The 13789-nt window shown below is 68.4% G+C and carries 12 protein-coding genes; 9 read left to right on the forward strand and 3 right to left on the reverse strand.

Features of this window, described 5'->3' with window-relative positions; genetic code table 11:
* The first annotated feature begins 6 nt into the window (after positions 1–6).
* The gene (locus tag KPL78_RS28880) at positions 7–846 is read left to right on the forward strand and encodes a shikimate dehydrogenase (RefSeq protein WP_219766760.1); all 840 of its coding nucleotides are present in this window, start codon (positions 7–9) and stop codon (positions 844–846) included.
* Entirely contained in the window at positions 843–1430 is a 588-nt protein-coding gene (gene coaE, locus KPL78_RS28885) for a dephospho-CoA kinase (RefSeq protein WP_219766761.1), read from the forward strand. The genes KPL78_RS28880 and coaE overlap by 4 nt, the downstream gene beginning before the upstream one ends.
* Before the next feature lie 496 nt (positions 1431–1926).
* Here coaE and KPL78_RS28890 read toward each other — a convergent pair whose 3' ends face one another.
* The gene (locus KPL78_RS28890) at positions 1927–3258 is read right to left on the reverse strand and encodes an MFS transporter (protein WP_219766762.1); all 1332 of its coding nucleotides are present in this window, start codon (positions 3256–3258) and stop codon (positions 1927–1929) included.
* A gap of 159 nt (positions 3259–3417) precedes the next feature.
* Between KPL78_RS28890 and cyoA the strand changes: the two genes are divergently transcribed.
* The 5 genes from cyoA to KPL78_RS28915 are packed head-to-tail and all read left to right on the forward strand — an operon-like array spanning position 3418 to position 8300.
* A complete protein-coding gene (gene cyoA, locus KPL78_RS28895) occupies positions 3418–4587 on the forward strand; it encodes a ubiquinol oxidase subunit II (RefSeq protein WP_255569556.1) in 1170 nt (389 codons plus the stop codon).
* A 32-nt stretch (positions 4588–4619) separates the two neighbouring features.
* Positions 4620–6593: a cytochrome o ubiquinol oxidase subunit I gene (gene cyoB, locus KPL78_RS28900; RefSeq protein WP_432761300.1), complete on the forward strand. Its 1974-nt coding sequence runs from the start codon at positions 4620–4622 to the stop codon at positions 6591–6593.
* Positions 6590–7219, forward strand: coding sequence for a cytochrome o ubiquinol oxidase subunit III (cyoC, locus tag KPL78_RS28905; RefSeq protein WP_219766764.1), 630 nt, complete (start codon positions 6590–6592; stop codon positions 7217–7219). The genes cyoB and cyoC overlap by 4 nt, the downstream gene beginning before the upstream one ends.
* Complete coding sequence (cyoD, locus tag KPL78_RS28910) at positions 7216–7575, forward strand: cytochrome o ubiquinol oxidase subunit IV (RefSeq protein ID WP_219766765.1); 360 nt, start codon at positions 7216–7218, stop codon at positions 7573–7575. The genes cyoC and cyoD overlap by 4 nt, the downstream gene beginning before the upstream one ends.
* Positions 7572–8300, forward strand: a complete 729-nt coding sequence (locus KPL78_RS28915; protein ID WP_369412895.1) for an SURF1 family protein — start codon at positions 7572–7574, stop codon at positions 8298–8300. The genes cyoD and KPL78_RS28915 overlap by 4 nt, the downstream gene beginning before the upstream one ends.
* A 406-nt stretch (positions 8301–8706) precedes the next feature.
* On the opposite strand, the gene KPL78_RS28920 is transcribed toward KPL78_RS28915, so the two are convergent.
* Both KPL78_RS28920 and KPL78_RS28925 read right to left on the reverse strand, forming a co-directional pair.
* Positions 8707–10302, reverse strand: a complete 1596-nt coding sequence (locus KPL78_RS28920; RefSeq protein WP_219766767.1) for a phosphoenolpyruvate carboxykinase — start codon at positions 10300–10302, stop codon at positions 8707–8709.
* Positions 10303–10397: 95 nt separating this feature from the next.
* Complete coding sequence (locus KPL78_RS28925) at positions 10398–11126, reverse strand: HugZ family pyridoxamine 5'-phosphate oxidase (protein ID WP_219766768.1); 729 nt, start codon at positions 11124–11126, stop codon at positions 10398–10400.
* A gap of 106 nt (positions 11127–11232) precedes the next feature.
* On the opposite strand from KPL78_RS28925, the gene KPL78_RS28930 reads away from it, so the two are divergent.
* Positions 11233–11934: a response regulator transcription factor gene (locus KPL78_RS28930; protein ID WP_219766769.1), complete on the forward strand. Its 702-nt coding sequence runs from the start codon at positions 11233–11235 to the stop codon at positions 11932–11934.
* Between the two features lie 87 nt (positions 11935–12021).
* A complete protein-coding gene (locus tag KPL78_RS28935) occupies positions 12022–13725 on the forward strand; it encodes a stimulus-sensing domain-containing protein (RefSeq protein ID WP_369412896.1) in 1704 nt (567 codons plus the stop codon).
* Positions 13726–13789 lie beyond the last annotated feature (64 nt).

Consider the following 13789-nt stretch of genomic DNA (forward strand, 5'->3'; position numbering starts at 1 on the left):
GCGCCGATGCGACTGCTTTCCGGTCATGCCCGTCTCGCCGGCGTCCTCGGCTGGCCCATCTCCCATTCCCGTTCGCCGCGGCTGCACGGGTATTGGTTGGACAGCCTCGGCATCGATGGGGCGTATCTGCCCCTGCCGGTCCATCCGGACCGCTTCGAGGAAGGTGTGCGGGGCCTCGTGGCGCTCGGCTTCCGCGGCGCGAATGTCACCATCCCGCACAAGCAGGCGGCCTTCGCCGTCTGCGACGTGGTGGATGCGACGGCGAAACGCGCTGGGGCGGTGAATACCCTGGTGTTCCGGGATGGCCGCATCGAGGGATCCAACACCGACGGCTTCGGCTTCCTGGAGAATGTCCGCAACGCCGTACCGGGTTGGCAGGCCTCCGCGGGGCCTGCGGTGCTGCTCGGCGCCGGCGGGGCGGCACGGGCGATTGCGGCGGCGCTGCTCGACGCCGGCTGCCCGTGGCTCGTGCTGGTGAACCGGTCGCGCGACAAGGCCGAGGCGCTGGCCCGCGACCTCGGCGGCCCGGTCCGCGTGGCCGAGGCGCCGCCCCTGGCCGAGGCGGCGCTGCTGGTGAACACGACATCGCTCGGCATGCGCGGCCATCCGTCGCTCGCCATTGACCTCGCACCGCTGCCCCCCGGCGCGGTGGTCGCGGACATCGTCTATGTGCCGCTGGAAACACCCCTGCTCGCGGCCGCACGGGCGCGTGGCCTGCGGGCCGTGGATGGACTTGGCATGCTGCTGCATCAGGCGCGGCCGGGCTTCGAAGCCTGGTTCGGCACGGCACCCACGGTCGATGCGGCACTGCGCGAGGCGGTCGCCGGGGATATTCCGCCGCGATGATCATCCTGGGCCTGACCGGCAGCATCGGAATGGGGAAATCCACAGCCACGGCGAGCTTCCGTCGCCTGCGAGTCCCTGTCTTCGACGCGGATGCCGCAGTGCACCGCTTGCAGCAACCGGGGGGGCGTGCGCTGCGGCCGATCGCGTCTGCCTTTCCCGGCAGCGTCGTCGATGGAAGGCTGGATCGAGAGGCCCTGCGCCGCGTCGTTCTCGGCAACCCTGAGGCGCTGAAGCGGCTGGAGCGGATCGTGCATCCGCTGGTGCGGGACGAGGAGCGGCGTTTCCTCGCCCGCGCCCGCCGGGCGGGCGAGAGGCTGGTGGTACTGGACGTGCCGCTACTCTTCGAAACCGGCGGCGAGAAGCGGGCGGATCGGATCGTCGTGGTCTCGGCCCCCGCCGGGGTGCAGCGCGCCCGCGTACTGCGCCGCCGCGGCATGACCGAGGAACGCTTCGCCGCCATCCGCGCCCGACAGATGCCGGATGCCGAAAAGCGTCGGCGCGCCGATCATGTCATCCCGACAGGGCTCAGCCGCCGCTTCGCCCAGGCCGCGATCCATCGGTTGGTGCGGCGGCTGACCGCCTGATTCCCGCCGGCCGAAATTGATGGCTGGCGAGGTTGGGAGATGGGAGCGGCCCTGCCGCGCCAGTCCACACGGCCAAAGGCCGTCCGGATGACTGGGCGCCTTCCGCTGCTGGAGTTGGAGGGGCCGCTGCCTCTCCACATCGCCCCGCCACCGGGATCCCATTGACGTTGCCGTGCAACGCCAATGGGCATCCCTGGCGCTTGGAGCACCTGGAACGCAGTCCGTTGGCGCTGGACGCGACAGGCGTGCCGCCCCCGCAAAGCGCGCATCCTGCGCAAGAGTGGCTCTCGGCGCCATCGTGGCAGCGGCGCACCGCGCCAGACCAAGGTTTGCAAAGGCCCTGTGGCCTTGGCCGGGGAGAGTGCGAGAGGAGCAAAGCCCCTCTCGGTCGACCGATCAGGAACAGTGGCCGCTGGCATGATATCGGCTGGCCCGGTATCGCAGTCCGCCCGCGGCGCGCCGTGCCCGGGCGGACCGGAACCCTGCGCCGCGCCCGCTATTCGATCGTGCGGGCCAGCTCGCGGTTCAGCCACAGCGCCACCAGGGTGCACAGCGCACCCGACAGCAGGTAGGCACCCGACGATGCAAGGCCGAAGTGGCTCGACAGCAGCAATGCGGCGATCGGGGCAAAGCCGGCGCCGAACAGCCAAGCCAGGTCGGAGGTGAGAGCCGAGCCCGTGTAGCGATGCCGCGGCGAGAAGCTGGAAGACAGCGCTCCCGAGGATTGCCCGAAGGACAGGCCGAGCAGCACGAAGCCCAGCAGCATGAACACGGCCTCGCCGATCGGCCCCCCATCCAGGAGCTGAGGCGCGAAGCCGCTGAACACCGCGATGGCCGCGGCCGAGAAGCCGAGCAGCGTCCGGCGCCCGACGCGGTCGGCGATCAGCCCGGATGCCACCAGCGCCACCGTGCCCAGCGCGGCCGAAATCGCCTCGATCACGAGGAAGCCCGCGGGTGCCTCGGGGGTGAAGAGGAAGACCCAGGACAGCGGGAAGACCGTGACCATGTGGAACATGGCGAAGCTGGCGAGCGGCGCGAAGGCGCCCATGGCGATGGTGCGCCACTCGGCCTGGATCGTCTCGCGGACCGAGGCGGGCTCCAGGGACAGGCTCTCGAAGCGGCGGGCATATTCCGGCGTCACGACGATGCGCAGCCGGGCGAAGAGCGCGACGACGTTGATGGCGAAGGACACGAAGAAGGGGTAGCGCCAGCCCCAGTCGAGGAAGTCCTGGGCCGGCAGGGTAACGGTGAAGAAAGCGAAGAGCAGGCTGGCGACGATCAACCCGAGCGGCGCGCCGAGCTGCGGGATCATCGCGTACCAGCCACGCCGGCCTTCCGGTGCGTTCAGCGCGAGCAGCGAAGCGAGGCCGTCCCAGGACCCGCCCAGCGCGACGCCCTGCCCCATGCGGAACAGCGCGAGCAGCATGACGGAGGCGTGACCGATCGTGTCGTGGCCCGGCAGGAAGGCGATGGCGGCGGTGGAACCGCCCAGCAGGAAAAGCGCGATGGTGAGCTTGGTGCCACGACCATAGGCGCGGTCCACGGCCATGAAGATCAGCGTGCCGACCGGCCGCGCCATGAAGGCGAGCGCGAAGATCGCGAAGGAGTAGATCGTGCCGGTCAGCGGATCGACATAGGGAAAGACGAGCTTCGGGAAGACCAGCACCGAGGCGATCGCATAAACGAAGAAATCGAAGAACTCCGAGGTCCGGCCGATCACCACGCCGATCGCTATTTCGCCCGGCGAGATCTGGTGATCATCGCGGCTGTGCAGAGCAAGCGCGTCGCGCTCGGCCTCGGTGGATGCGATGGGATGGGTGGTCGTCATGGGGTCACAGCTCGTCCGTGCTTCGTTTAAGCGCGGCGCGGGCCGCTTCCGCAAGTCTGGACCGATGCGGCGTCGTGGGTCTGGAACAAAATGCGGCGTGTGTCGGAATTAACAATTTCGCCTATATCCTAGGGACTATCCCGTGGCTAACTGCGCGACATGACCGCTTCCGATCGAATGCGCCGGACGGTGCGCCGCCTGGCCCTGCTCGCCGTGCCGCTGCTGCTTGGCGGCTGCAACCTCGTGGTCCTCAACCCCGCGGGCGATGTGGCGCAGCGCCAGGGCGACCTGGTGATGATCGCCACGGGGCTGATGCTGCTCATCATCCTGCCGGTGATGGCGCTCACCGTCCTCTTCGCCTGGCGTTACCGCGCGGCGCATCGGGACGCGCCATACGATCCGGACTGGGACCATTCGACAGGGCTCGAGCTGGTGATCTGGGCAGCGCCGCTCGTCATCATCATCTGCCTCGGCGCCCTGACCTGGGCCGGGACGCATCTGCTCGACCCCTACCGCCCGCTGGCCCGGATCGCGCCCGACCGGCCGGTGCCGGCCTCCGTCGAGCCGCTGGAAGTCAATGTCGTCGCGCTCGACTGGAAATGGCTGTTCATCCTGCCGGAATACGGCATTGCCAGCGTGAACGAACTCGCCGCGCCGGTCGATCGGCCGATCCGCTTCCGCATCACCGCGACCTCGGTGATGAACTCTTTCTACATCCCTGCCCTCGCCGGGCAGATCTACGCCATGCCGGGCATGGAGACGACGCTGAACGCGGTCATCAACCGGCCCGGCGAATTCGAGGGCTTCTCCGCGAACTACAGCGGGGCCGGCTTCTCGGGCATGCGCTTCCGCTTCCACGGCATGACCGAGCAGGGCTTCGAGGGCTGGGTCGCACAGGTCAGGCGGGCCGGCGAGACACTCGGCCGCACGGACTTCCTCGCGCTGCAACGGCCGAGCCAGAACGCCCCCGTCCGTCACTTCTCCGCCGTGGACCCGGACCTGTTTTCCGCCATCCTGAACATGTGCGTTGAGCCGGGCCGCATGTGCCAGCATGACATGATGAGCATCGACGCGCGCGGCGGTCTCGGCGTGGCGGGCATCGGCAGTGTGCGGCGACTGGTCCGGGGCGGTGCTGCGGACGACGGAGCCGAGAGGCCGGCGGGAAGCATGGTGGCATCCATCTGCGCCATTCCCACCTTTCCGGCGGCGCGACCAGAGCGCGCAGCGGTCAGCCAGATGCGGCTGACCGGAGCCGGCCTGCGCCCCCCTGGCCTGGAACGCTCGCTGCCCCTGGCCGTATCCCAATTGCCGCCCGGCCCGGAATCGTGACCGCCATGACGACCCCTTCGGACGTGAGCCCCATCCTCGGCAAGCTGACCCTCGCCGCGCTGCCGCTCGACCAGCCCATCCTCGTCGTGACCTTCGCCGTGGTCGCGGCCGGTGGCGTGGCGCTGCTCGCGCTCCTCACCTGGTTCCGCCTCTGGGGCTATCTCTGGAAGGAGTGGTTCACCAGCGTCGATCACAAGAAGATCGGCATCATGTATCTGGTGCTCGGCACCGTGATGCTGCTGCGCGGCTTCGCCGACGCGATCATGATGCGCCTGCAGCAGGCGATCGCCTTCAACGGGTCCGAAGGCTACCTGCCGCCGCACCACTACGACCAGATCTTCACCGCCCATGGCGTGATCATGATCTTCTTCGTGGCGATGCCCTTCGTCACGGGCTTCATGAACTTCGTGGTGCCGCTGCAGATCGGCGCGCGCGACGTCGCCTTCCCCTTCCTCAACAACTTCAGCTTCTGGATGACCGTGGGCGGCGTCATCCTGGTGATGATGTCGCTCTTCGTGGGCGAATTCGCCAAGACGGGCTGGCTCGCCTATCCGCCGCTGTCGGGCATCACCTACAGCCCGGATGTCGGCGTCGACTACTGGATATGGGCCCTGCAGGTGGCCGGTGTCGGAACGACGCTATCCGGCATCAACCTGATCGTGACCATCATCAAGCTGCGCGCGCCCGGCATGAGCCTGATGAAGATGCCGGTCTTCACCTGGACCGCGCTGTGCACCAACGTGCTGATCGTGGCGACCTTCCCGGTGCTCACGGCGGTGCTCGCGCTGCAGGGGCTCGACCGCTACCTCGGGATGAACTTCTTCACGAGCGACCTCGGCGGCAGCGCCATGATGTATGTGAACCTCATCTGGATCTGGGGCCATCCGGAGGTCTACATCCTCATCCTGCCGCTGTTCGGCGTGTTCTCCGAAGTGGCGTCGACCTTTTCGGGCAAGCGGCTATTCGGCTACACCTCGATGGTCTACGCCACGGTGTGCATCACGATCCTGTCCTACCTGGTGTGGCTGCACCACTTCTTCACCATGGGGTCGGGTGCCAGCGTCAACAGCTTCTTCGGCATCACCACCATGGTGATCTCCATCCCCACCGGCGCGAAGCTGTTCAACTGGCTGTTCACCATGTATCGCGGCCGCATCCGCTTCGAACTGCCGATGATGTGGACCGTGGCCTTCATGCTGACCTTCGTGGTGGGCGGCATGACGGGCGTGCTGCTGGCGGTGCCGCCGGCGGATTTCGTGCTGCACAACTCGCTGTTCCTGGTCGCGCATTTCCACAACGTCATCATCGGCGGCGTGCTGTTCGGCAGTTTCGCGGCGATCAACTTCTGGTTCCCCAAGGCCTTCGGCTTCAAGCTCGATCCCTTCTGGGGGAAGATCTCCTTCTGGTGCTGGGTGGTGGGCTTCTGGCTCGCCTTCATGCCGCTCTACATCCTGGGGCTGATGGGCGTGACGCGGCGGATGCGCGTCTTCGACGATCCCTCGCTGCAGATCTTCTTCATCACCGCCGGCGTCGGCGTCGCCGTTATCGCCTGCGGCATCGCCGCGATGCTGATCCAGTTCGCCGTCAGCATCCTGCACCGCGAGCGGCTGCGCGACGTGACCGGCGATCCCTGGGACGGGCGGACGCTCGAATGGGCGACCTCCTCCCCGCCGCCGGAGTACAATTTCGCCTTCACGCCCGTCGTCCATGACCTGGATGCCTGGTACGACATGAAGCGCCGCGGCTATCAGCGGCCGCTGTCGGGCTTCCGTTCCATTCCGATGCCGCGGAATACGGGCGCGGGCGTGGTGCTGGCCGCACTGAGCACGATCTGCGGCTTCGCGCTGATCTGGCACATCTGGTGGCTTGTGGGACTGAGCTTCATCGCGGTGATCGTGACGGCGATCGTCCACACCTTCGACTACGATCGGAGCCATCGCATCCCGGCCGAGACCATCGCCGATACCGAGGCGCTCCGCACGCAAGCCCTGGCAGCGGCAGAATGACGAACGACAGCATGACGACGCAGATGCCCGCGCCGCGCTTCTACGACCTCGAGGAGCATGAGCATCCGGAAGGCGGCAGCACGATGCTGGGCTTCTGGATCTACCTGATGAGCGACTGCCTCATCTTCGCGGTCCTCTTCGCCTGTTTCGCGGTGCTGGGCGGGAACTATGCGGCCGGACCATCGCCGCGCGACCTGTTCGACCTGCCCCTGGTCGCGGTCAACACGGCGATGCTGCTCTTCTCCTCCATCACCTATGGCTTCGCCATGCTGGCGATGCAGGCAGGGCGGTCGGGACTGGTGCGGTTCTGGCTCGCCATCACGGCCGTCTTCGGCCTGGCCTTCCTGTCGATCGAGATCCATGAATTCGCCGGCATGATCGCGATCGGCGCGACGCCGCAGCGCAGCGCCTTCCTGTCGGCCTTCTTCACCCTGGTCGGCACGCACGGGCTGCACGTCACCTTCGGCCTGGTCTGGATCCTGACCATGATCGTCCAGGTCGGCCGGCGCGGCCTGATCGCGGCGAATCAGCGCCGCCTGATGTGCCTCAGCCTGTTCTGGCATTTCCTGGACATCATCTGGATCGGTGTCTTCACCTTCGTCTACCTGATGGGGATGCTGCGATGAGCGACGAGGCGCATCACGCGACGGATGGTGCCGCCCACGGCACGCTGCGGGATTATCTGATCGGCTTCGGCCTGTCGGTCGTGCTGACCGCGATCCCCTTCTGGCTGGTGATGGAACGGCCGCTCGCGGCCGGCCCCACCAGCGTGCTGATCGTGGGCTTCGCGGTGGTGCAGATCCTCGTCCACATGGTGTACTTCCTCCATATGAACGGCCGCTCCGAAGGCGGCTGGACGATGATCGCGCTGATCTTCACCCTGGTCGTCGTCGCGATCGCCATGACCGGCTCGCTATGGGTGATGTATCACCTCAACGCGAACATGATGCCGATGCCGCACGAGTTACGCAGCGTCCCGTGACGTCGCGTCATGCGCCGGCACTGGCCGGTGCGGGCGCGCTGGTGCTGGTGGCGTCCTTCGTCGGGCTCGGGCTGTGGCAACTCCAGCGCCGCGCCTGGAAGCACGCGCTGATCGCGCAGGTCGAGGCCAGGGTCCACGCGGCGCCGGCCCCCGTCCCGGGGCGGGCGGAATGGCCGCAGATCTCCGCAGTGCGGGACGGGTACCGGCGCGTCCTCGTCGAAGGGCGGATGCTGCGGGATCGCGAGACGCTGGTGCGGGCCACCACCGTGCTCGGCAGCGGCTACTGGGTCATCACCCCCATGCAGACCGCTGACGGCACCATCCTGGTCAATCGCGGCTTCGTTCCCCCGGAACGGCGCGACGCATCGACGCGCGGCGGGGAAGGCGGCAATGGCCCAGTGCGCATCGTCGGCCTGTTGCGCCTGAGCGAGCCGGGGGGCGGGTTTCTCCGCGCCAACGATCCCGCGCAGGATCGCTGGTATTCGCGCGATGTCGCGGCCATCGCCGCCCGGCGCGGCATCGCAGATGCCGCGCCCTTCTTCGTCGATGCCGAGGTCGCCACGGGCCCGGAGAACCAGCCGGTCGGGGGGCTGACGGTGATCCGCTTCGTGGACAACCACCTCATCTATGCGCTGACCTGGTTCGGCCTGGCGCTGCTGTCGGCCTGGGCCGGCCTGACGGTCCTGCGCCGGGGCCGGGCCGAGGACGCGACGAATCCGGAGTGACCGGCGCCCGGCACGGGAAGAAAGATTTGGGATCGAGGTCTGATGCCGCGATGGCATGGCGCGGGGCAACGCCGGATCGGGACGGATCCGCGGAGCGACATCGGCTTCAGGCACCTGGGGCATTCACTGCCCAGGAGAAGGCGCCCCGAGTCGCTCCCGCCACGCCGTGACTCGCCCCCGGCCAATCGCGGCTCGCGACGCCGCAGTTTCCGTTGCAGGGCGCCTGCGACAGCCTCGCCGGCATCCGCGGTCGTCGACGCGTCCTGCAAGGTGCCGCGATGCAAGGCTACCGCGCGGTCCGCGCGGTCGAGGAAGAGCGGACGTTCAACGCTCTTCCTGCGACCATCATCCGCGAGGCGGATCGACGCGTCACGTCGACGTCATCGCCTGCGGATCTCCGCCAGCCTTACGCCGCGGCGCGGATCGCCACGGCCTTCACATCCTCACCGACGGCGCCGGCGAAGGTCGCGAAGTTCTTCTCGAACAGCCCGACAAGCTGCGCCGCGGTGCGGTCATAGGCCGCCTTGTCGGCCCAGGCATCGCGCGGGTTCAACAGCTCGGTCGGAATGCCCGGCACGGCCTTCGGCACCATCAGGCCGAAGAAGGGATCCTGCACGAATTCCACCTTCGCCAGCGAGCCGTCCAGCGCCGCGCGCAGCAGCCCGCGGGTCACCTTGATCGGCATGCGCGACCCGGTGCCGTAGGCACCGCCCGACCAGCCGGTGTTGACCAGCCAGCAATCCGCGCCGTGCTTTGCGATCAGCTCGGCGAGCATCCGGCCATAGACCTCCGGATGACGCGGCAGGAAGGGGGCGCCGAAGCAGGTGGAGAAGGTCGCCTGCGGTTCCTTGCCCAGGCCCTTTTCCGTGCCGGCGACGCGCGCGGTGTAGCCCGACAGGAAGTGGTACATCGCCTGCGCGGCGGACAGCTTGCTGATCGGCGGCAGCACGCCGAAGGCATCGGCCGTCAACATCACCACGTTCTTCGGCAGGCCCGCCGTGCCGGACGGCACCGTGTTCGGGATGTAGTGGATCGGATAGCAGGACCGGGTGTTCTCGGTCAGCGATCCGTCGTCGAGATCGACCACGCCATCCGCATCGGCGACGACGTTCTCGAGCACCGTGCCGAAGCGGTGGGACGCGGCCCAGATCTGCGGCTCAGCGTCCTGGGACAGCTTGATGACCTTGGCGTAGCAGCCGCCCTCGAAATTGAAGACGCCGGTATCCGACCAGCCATGCTCGTCATCGCCGATCAGCGCGCGCTCCGGGTCGGAGGAGAGCGTCGTCTTGCCCGTGCCGGACAGGCCGAAGAACAGGGCCACGTCGCCCTTGGCGCCGACATTGGCGCTGCAATGCATCGGCAGCACGCCACGCGCCGGCAGCAGCCAGTTCATGACGGTGAAGATGCTCTTCTTGATCTCGCCGGCGTAGGAAGTGCCGGCGATAACGATGGTCCGCGTCTCGAGCGACAGCGCGATCACCGTGCTGGTGCGGCAGCCGTCGGTCCCGGGATCGGCCTCGAATTCCGGGGCGTGCAGGATCGTCCAGTCGGGTGCGAAGCCGTCCAGCGTGTCCTTCTCAGGGCGGATGAACATGTTGCGCGCGAACAGCGCGTGCCAGGCATTCGGGGTAACCAGGCGGACATTGATGCGCTGGGCGGGGTCCGCACCTGCGTTCAGATCCTGGGTGTAGAGTTCCGGCTTCTGGCCGAGCCAGGTGCGGACCTTGGCGGCCAGGGCGGCGAATTTCTCGGCCGGCAGGGGCTGGTTGACCTTGCCCCACCACACGGCGTCGCGCGTCGTGGGCTCATCGACCACGAACTTGTCCTGCGGCGAACGGCCGGTGTGCTGGCCGGTCACGGCGATGAAGGCGCCATCGGCGGACAGCCGGCCCTCGCCGCGGCGCAGCGCCTGGGCGACGAGCGCCGGCGCGGTCAGGTTCGGATGCACTTCCCCGCTGGGGGAGACGCCGGTGCCGGCAAGCGCGGGGTTCGGGGAAGACATAGAGGGCCACTCTCCTGGCAGGACATGTCGCGGTTCGATGACGGCGCCATTTCAGCCCCGGCAACGGCAGAATTACGGCGGAAATCCACCGTATTTCAGCCTTGCAACCGGTTCCGTCCCTCCCGCGCTGCGCGGATCAGGGCCGCGCGAGCATCCTCGGAATCGCTTAACGGTGCTAAGAAAGCAAGACGAACTGACTGGTTACCATCGGAGATGTCAGCGCCATCGACATCGATCGTGACCATGCGCCAGTCGCCCGGCCCGGCGCCGAGCAGCCCCCGGGCGATGGCCGCCACCGCGTCGGGATGGTCGGCGTTCATGTGCCCGATGATATCGGACTCGGCGGCCAGGATCGCGGCGACCGCCGCGGGGTCCGGGGCGAGCTCGGACGCCTTGATCCGCTCGGCCCGCGCGAAGCCGCCGACATGCAGGGCGCCGCCGATCGCGACGCGCCACAGCCCGAAATCCGCGAAATCGGCATAGAGCGCCGCATACGGGTGGCGGGCCAGCCAGCGCGCCTTGAGCGGAGCGGCCTGGTCCTCTGCCACGCGTTCGGCGAGGCCGGTCACGGTCACGCGCGGGGCGGTCTGCGGGTTGGGGCCCTCGGCGGTGCCGGTGAACATCAGGGCGCAGCGGGGGTCTGCCGCCAATTGGCGCGTATGCGCCGACAGGGCCGACAGCCACAGAAGCGGGGACAGGTCGGGCGCCGGCGCCGGCGTGACCAGGCTCGCGAAGGGCTGGCCCTGGGCCGAAGTTGCCAGGCTCGCCGCCGTCGCGCCCCGAATCAGCGCAATGGCCTCGCGAATCCCCTCCTGTGATGCCATGTCTCTCCCCGGCCCGGCTCGTGCCACAATCGCCCGCGAAAGTGGCGCCAGGGCCGCCGCCGTGCAACCGCGGCCCCATCAGGACGCCGGAGACCCGGAAGAGACTATGGCCCAGACCATCGCCCTCGTGGACGACGACCGCAACATCCTGACCAGCGTCCAGATGACGCTGGAGGCGGAAGGCTATTCCGTCCGCACCTTCACCGATGGCGAGAGCGCCCTGCAGGGGCTGCTGTCCAAGCCGGCGGACCTCGCCGTGCTCGACATCAAGATGCCGCGCATGGACGGGATGGAACTGCTGCAACGACTGCGCCAGCGGTCCAACATGCCCGTCGTCTTCCTGACGTCGAAGGACGAGGAAGTGGACGAGCTGATGGGCCTGCGCCTCGGCGCGGACGACTACATCACCAAGCCCTTCAGCCAGCGCCTGTTGCTGGAGCGCATCCGCGCCCTGCTCCGCCGCAACGAGGCATCGCGCGCCGAAGGGTCCGGCGCCCCTCCAGGTGGCGTCATCGCCCGCGGCGACCTGGTGCTGGACGAGACCAAGCACACCTGCGTCTGGAAGGGGAAACAGGTGCAGCTCACGGTCACGGAGTTCCTCCTGGTCAAGGCGCTGGCCGTGCGCCCCGGCATGGTGAAGAACCGCGACCAGCTCATCGACGCGGCCTATGGCGAGAACATCTATGTCGATGACCGTACCATCGACAGCCATGTGAAGCGCATCCGCAAGAAGTTCCGCCAGACGGATGGCGAGTTCGACCAGATCGAGACGCTGTACGGGATCGGCTACCGCTACAAGGAAGCCTGAGCGGGACGGCCGGGTCTGTCCGTCGTCCGATCGGATCCGTGCCGCGCCAGCCTGCCGCCACGCCCGAAAACCCTTTAGGCTGAAGCCGTGCCTGACGACACCGCCAGCCTGCCGCGCCCCGCCGCCCCGGCCACCAGCAAGCCGGAGCCCCGGCGCACGCGCCGGCGCTTTTCGCCCCTGCTGCGTCGTATCCTGCTGGTCAATGCCGTGCCGCCGGCGCTGCTGGCCGCGGCGCTGCTCTATCTCGACCAGTATCAGAACGGGCTGATCGCCGCCGAGGTCGAGGCCCTGCGCACCCAGGCCCGCATCTACGCCGGCGGCATCGCCGAGGCCGCCGTCCGCATTGAGGGGGACCGCGCCATCCTGGTGCCGGAACTCGCCCGGCCGCTGCTGCGCCGTCTGGTGGAACCCTCCCCCAACACCCAGGCGCGGCTGTTCGACAATACCGGCCTGCTGGTCGCCGACAGCCGCGTGCGGGAAGGCACCGGCGGGGCCGTCGTCACCGAGCCCCTGCCCTCGCCCGAACCCCGCGGCGCGCTGAGTTCGGCCGTGGCCGGCATCTATGACCGGCTGGTCACCATCCTGCCCGGACCGTTGCGCGTCGCGGGCGGGGGAGGCGGCGTCGCCGTCAGTGTCGGACCCGAGGCGCCGGATTTCGACTGGCAACCCGACCTCGGCCCCGACCGGCGCGAGGAGCTGCGCCTCGCGCTGGAAGGCGGCGTGCGGCCTTATATCCGGCGCACGGGCGATGGCCGCCTGCTGGTCTCGGTCGCCGAGCCCGCCCGCCGCGGCAACCAATCCGTCGGCATCGTGCTGCTGACGAAGGAAGCGCGGGAGGTCGACCAGCGCCTGTTCCAGATCCGCGCCTCGGTGCTGCTGCTGTTCGGCACGGCGCTGGTGCTGACGGTGATGTTGTCTTTCTACCTGTCCCGCACCATCGCCACGCCGATGCTCGACCTTGCCCGCGCCACCCAGCGCATCCGCGAAGGCGAAGGCCGCGAGGAATCCGTCCCCGAACCCCTGCTGGCCCGGAATGACGAGATCGGCACACTGGCGCGCGACCTGCAGAATTCTGCCCGCGCCCTATGGGCCCGGATCGACGCCAATGAACGCTTCGCCGCCGATGTGGCGCATGAGCTGCGCAACCCGCTGACCAGCGTGCGCAGCGCGCTGGAAACCCTGCGCCGCGTCGAGAACCCCGACAGCCGCAACCGCCTGCTCGCCATCATCGCCGAGGACGCCGTCCGCATGGACCGGCTGATCGCCGACATCAGCGATTCCTCCCGCGTCGATGCGGAGCTGTCGCGGACCATCTCCGCCCCCGTCGACATCGCGCCGATTCTCTCTGCCCTGTCCGAACTGCACAACGCGACGCGCAAGGAGGAGGACGATCCGCGCGTCGTGCTCGAAGCGCCGGCCGGCCCGCTGGTCGTGCGTGGCGTCGAGGGCCGCATCGTCCAGGTCTTCCGCAACCTGCTCGGCAACGCCCTGTCGTTCAGCCCGCGCAACGGCACGGTGCGGGTGAAGGCCCGCCCGATCGGCAGCATGGTGGAAGTCGCCATCGAGGACGAAGGCCCTGGCATCCCCGAACAGAAGCTGGAGAGCATCTTCGAGCGCTTCTATTCCGAACGCCCGAGCGGGGAACGCTTCGGCCAGCATTCCGGCCTCGGCCTGTCGATCAGCAAGCAGATCGTCGAAGGGCTGCGCGGGCAGATCTCGGCGGAGAACATCCGCGACGCCGCGGGGACAGTGCAGGGGGCGCGCTTCATGGTGCGGCTGCCGGCAGGGTGATCGCCGGGGGCGCTGCTCCGTCCCATGCGTGCGACGATGCGGGACACGTCGATCGGGGAAGGGC

Origin of the sequence: Roseomonas alba (assembly GCF_019430885.1) — a bacterium.
GTDB lineage: Bacteria > Pseudomonadota > Alphaproteobacteria > Acetobacterales > Acetobacteraceae > Neoroseomonas > Neoroseomonas alba.

What these genes read in the sequence shown, in the direction of transcription:
- KPL78_RS28880 (WP_219766760.1), top strand. Translation starts at nt 7, where the DNA reads ATGCGACTGCTTTCCGGTCATGCCCGTCTCGCCGGCGTCCTCGGCTGG.
- coaE (WP_219766761.1), top strand. Translation starts at nt 843, where the DNA reads ATGATCATCCTGGGCCTGACCGGCAGCATCGGAATGGGGAAATCCACA.
- KPL78_RS28890 (WP_219766762.1), bottom strand. Translation starts at nt 3,258, where the DNA reads ATGACGACCACCCATCCCATCGCATCCACCGAGGCCGAGCGCGACGCG.
- cyoA (WP_255569556.1), top strand. Translation starts at nt 3,418, where the DNA reads ATGACCGCTTCCGATCGAATGCGCCGGACGGTGCGCCGCCTGGCCCTG.
- cyoC (WP_219766764.1), top strand. Translation starts at nt 6,590, where the DNA reads ATGACGAACGACAGCATGACGACGCAGATGCCCGCGCCGCGCTTCTAC.
- cyoD (WP_219766765.1), top strand. Translation starts at nt 7,216, where the DNA reads ATGAGCGACGAGGCGCATCACGCGACGGATGGTGCCGCCCACGGCACG.
- KPL78_RS28920 (WP_219766767.1), bottom strand. Translation starts at nt 10,302, where the DNA reads ATGTCTTCCCCGAACCCCGCGCTTGCCGGCACCGGCGTCTCCCCCAGC.
- KPL78_RS28925 (WP_219766768.1), bottom strand. Translation starts at nt 11,126, where the DNA reads ATGGCATCACAGGAGGGGATTCGCGAGGCCATTGCGCTGATTCGGGGC.
- KPL78_RS28930 (WP_219766769.1), top strand. Translation starts at nt 11,233, where the DNA reads ATGGCCCAGACCATCGCCCTCGTGGACGACGACCGCAACATCCTGACC.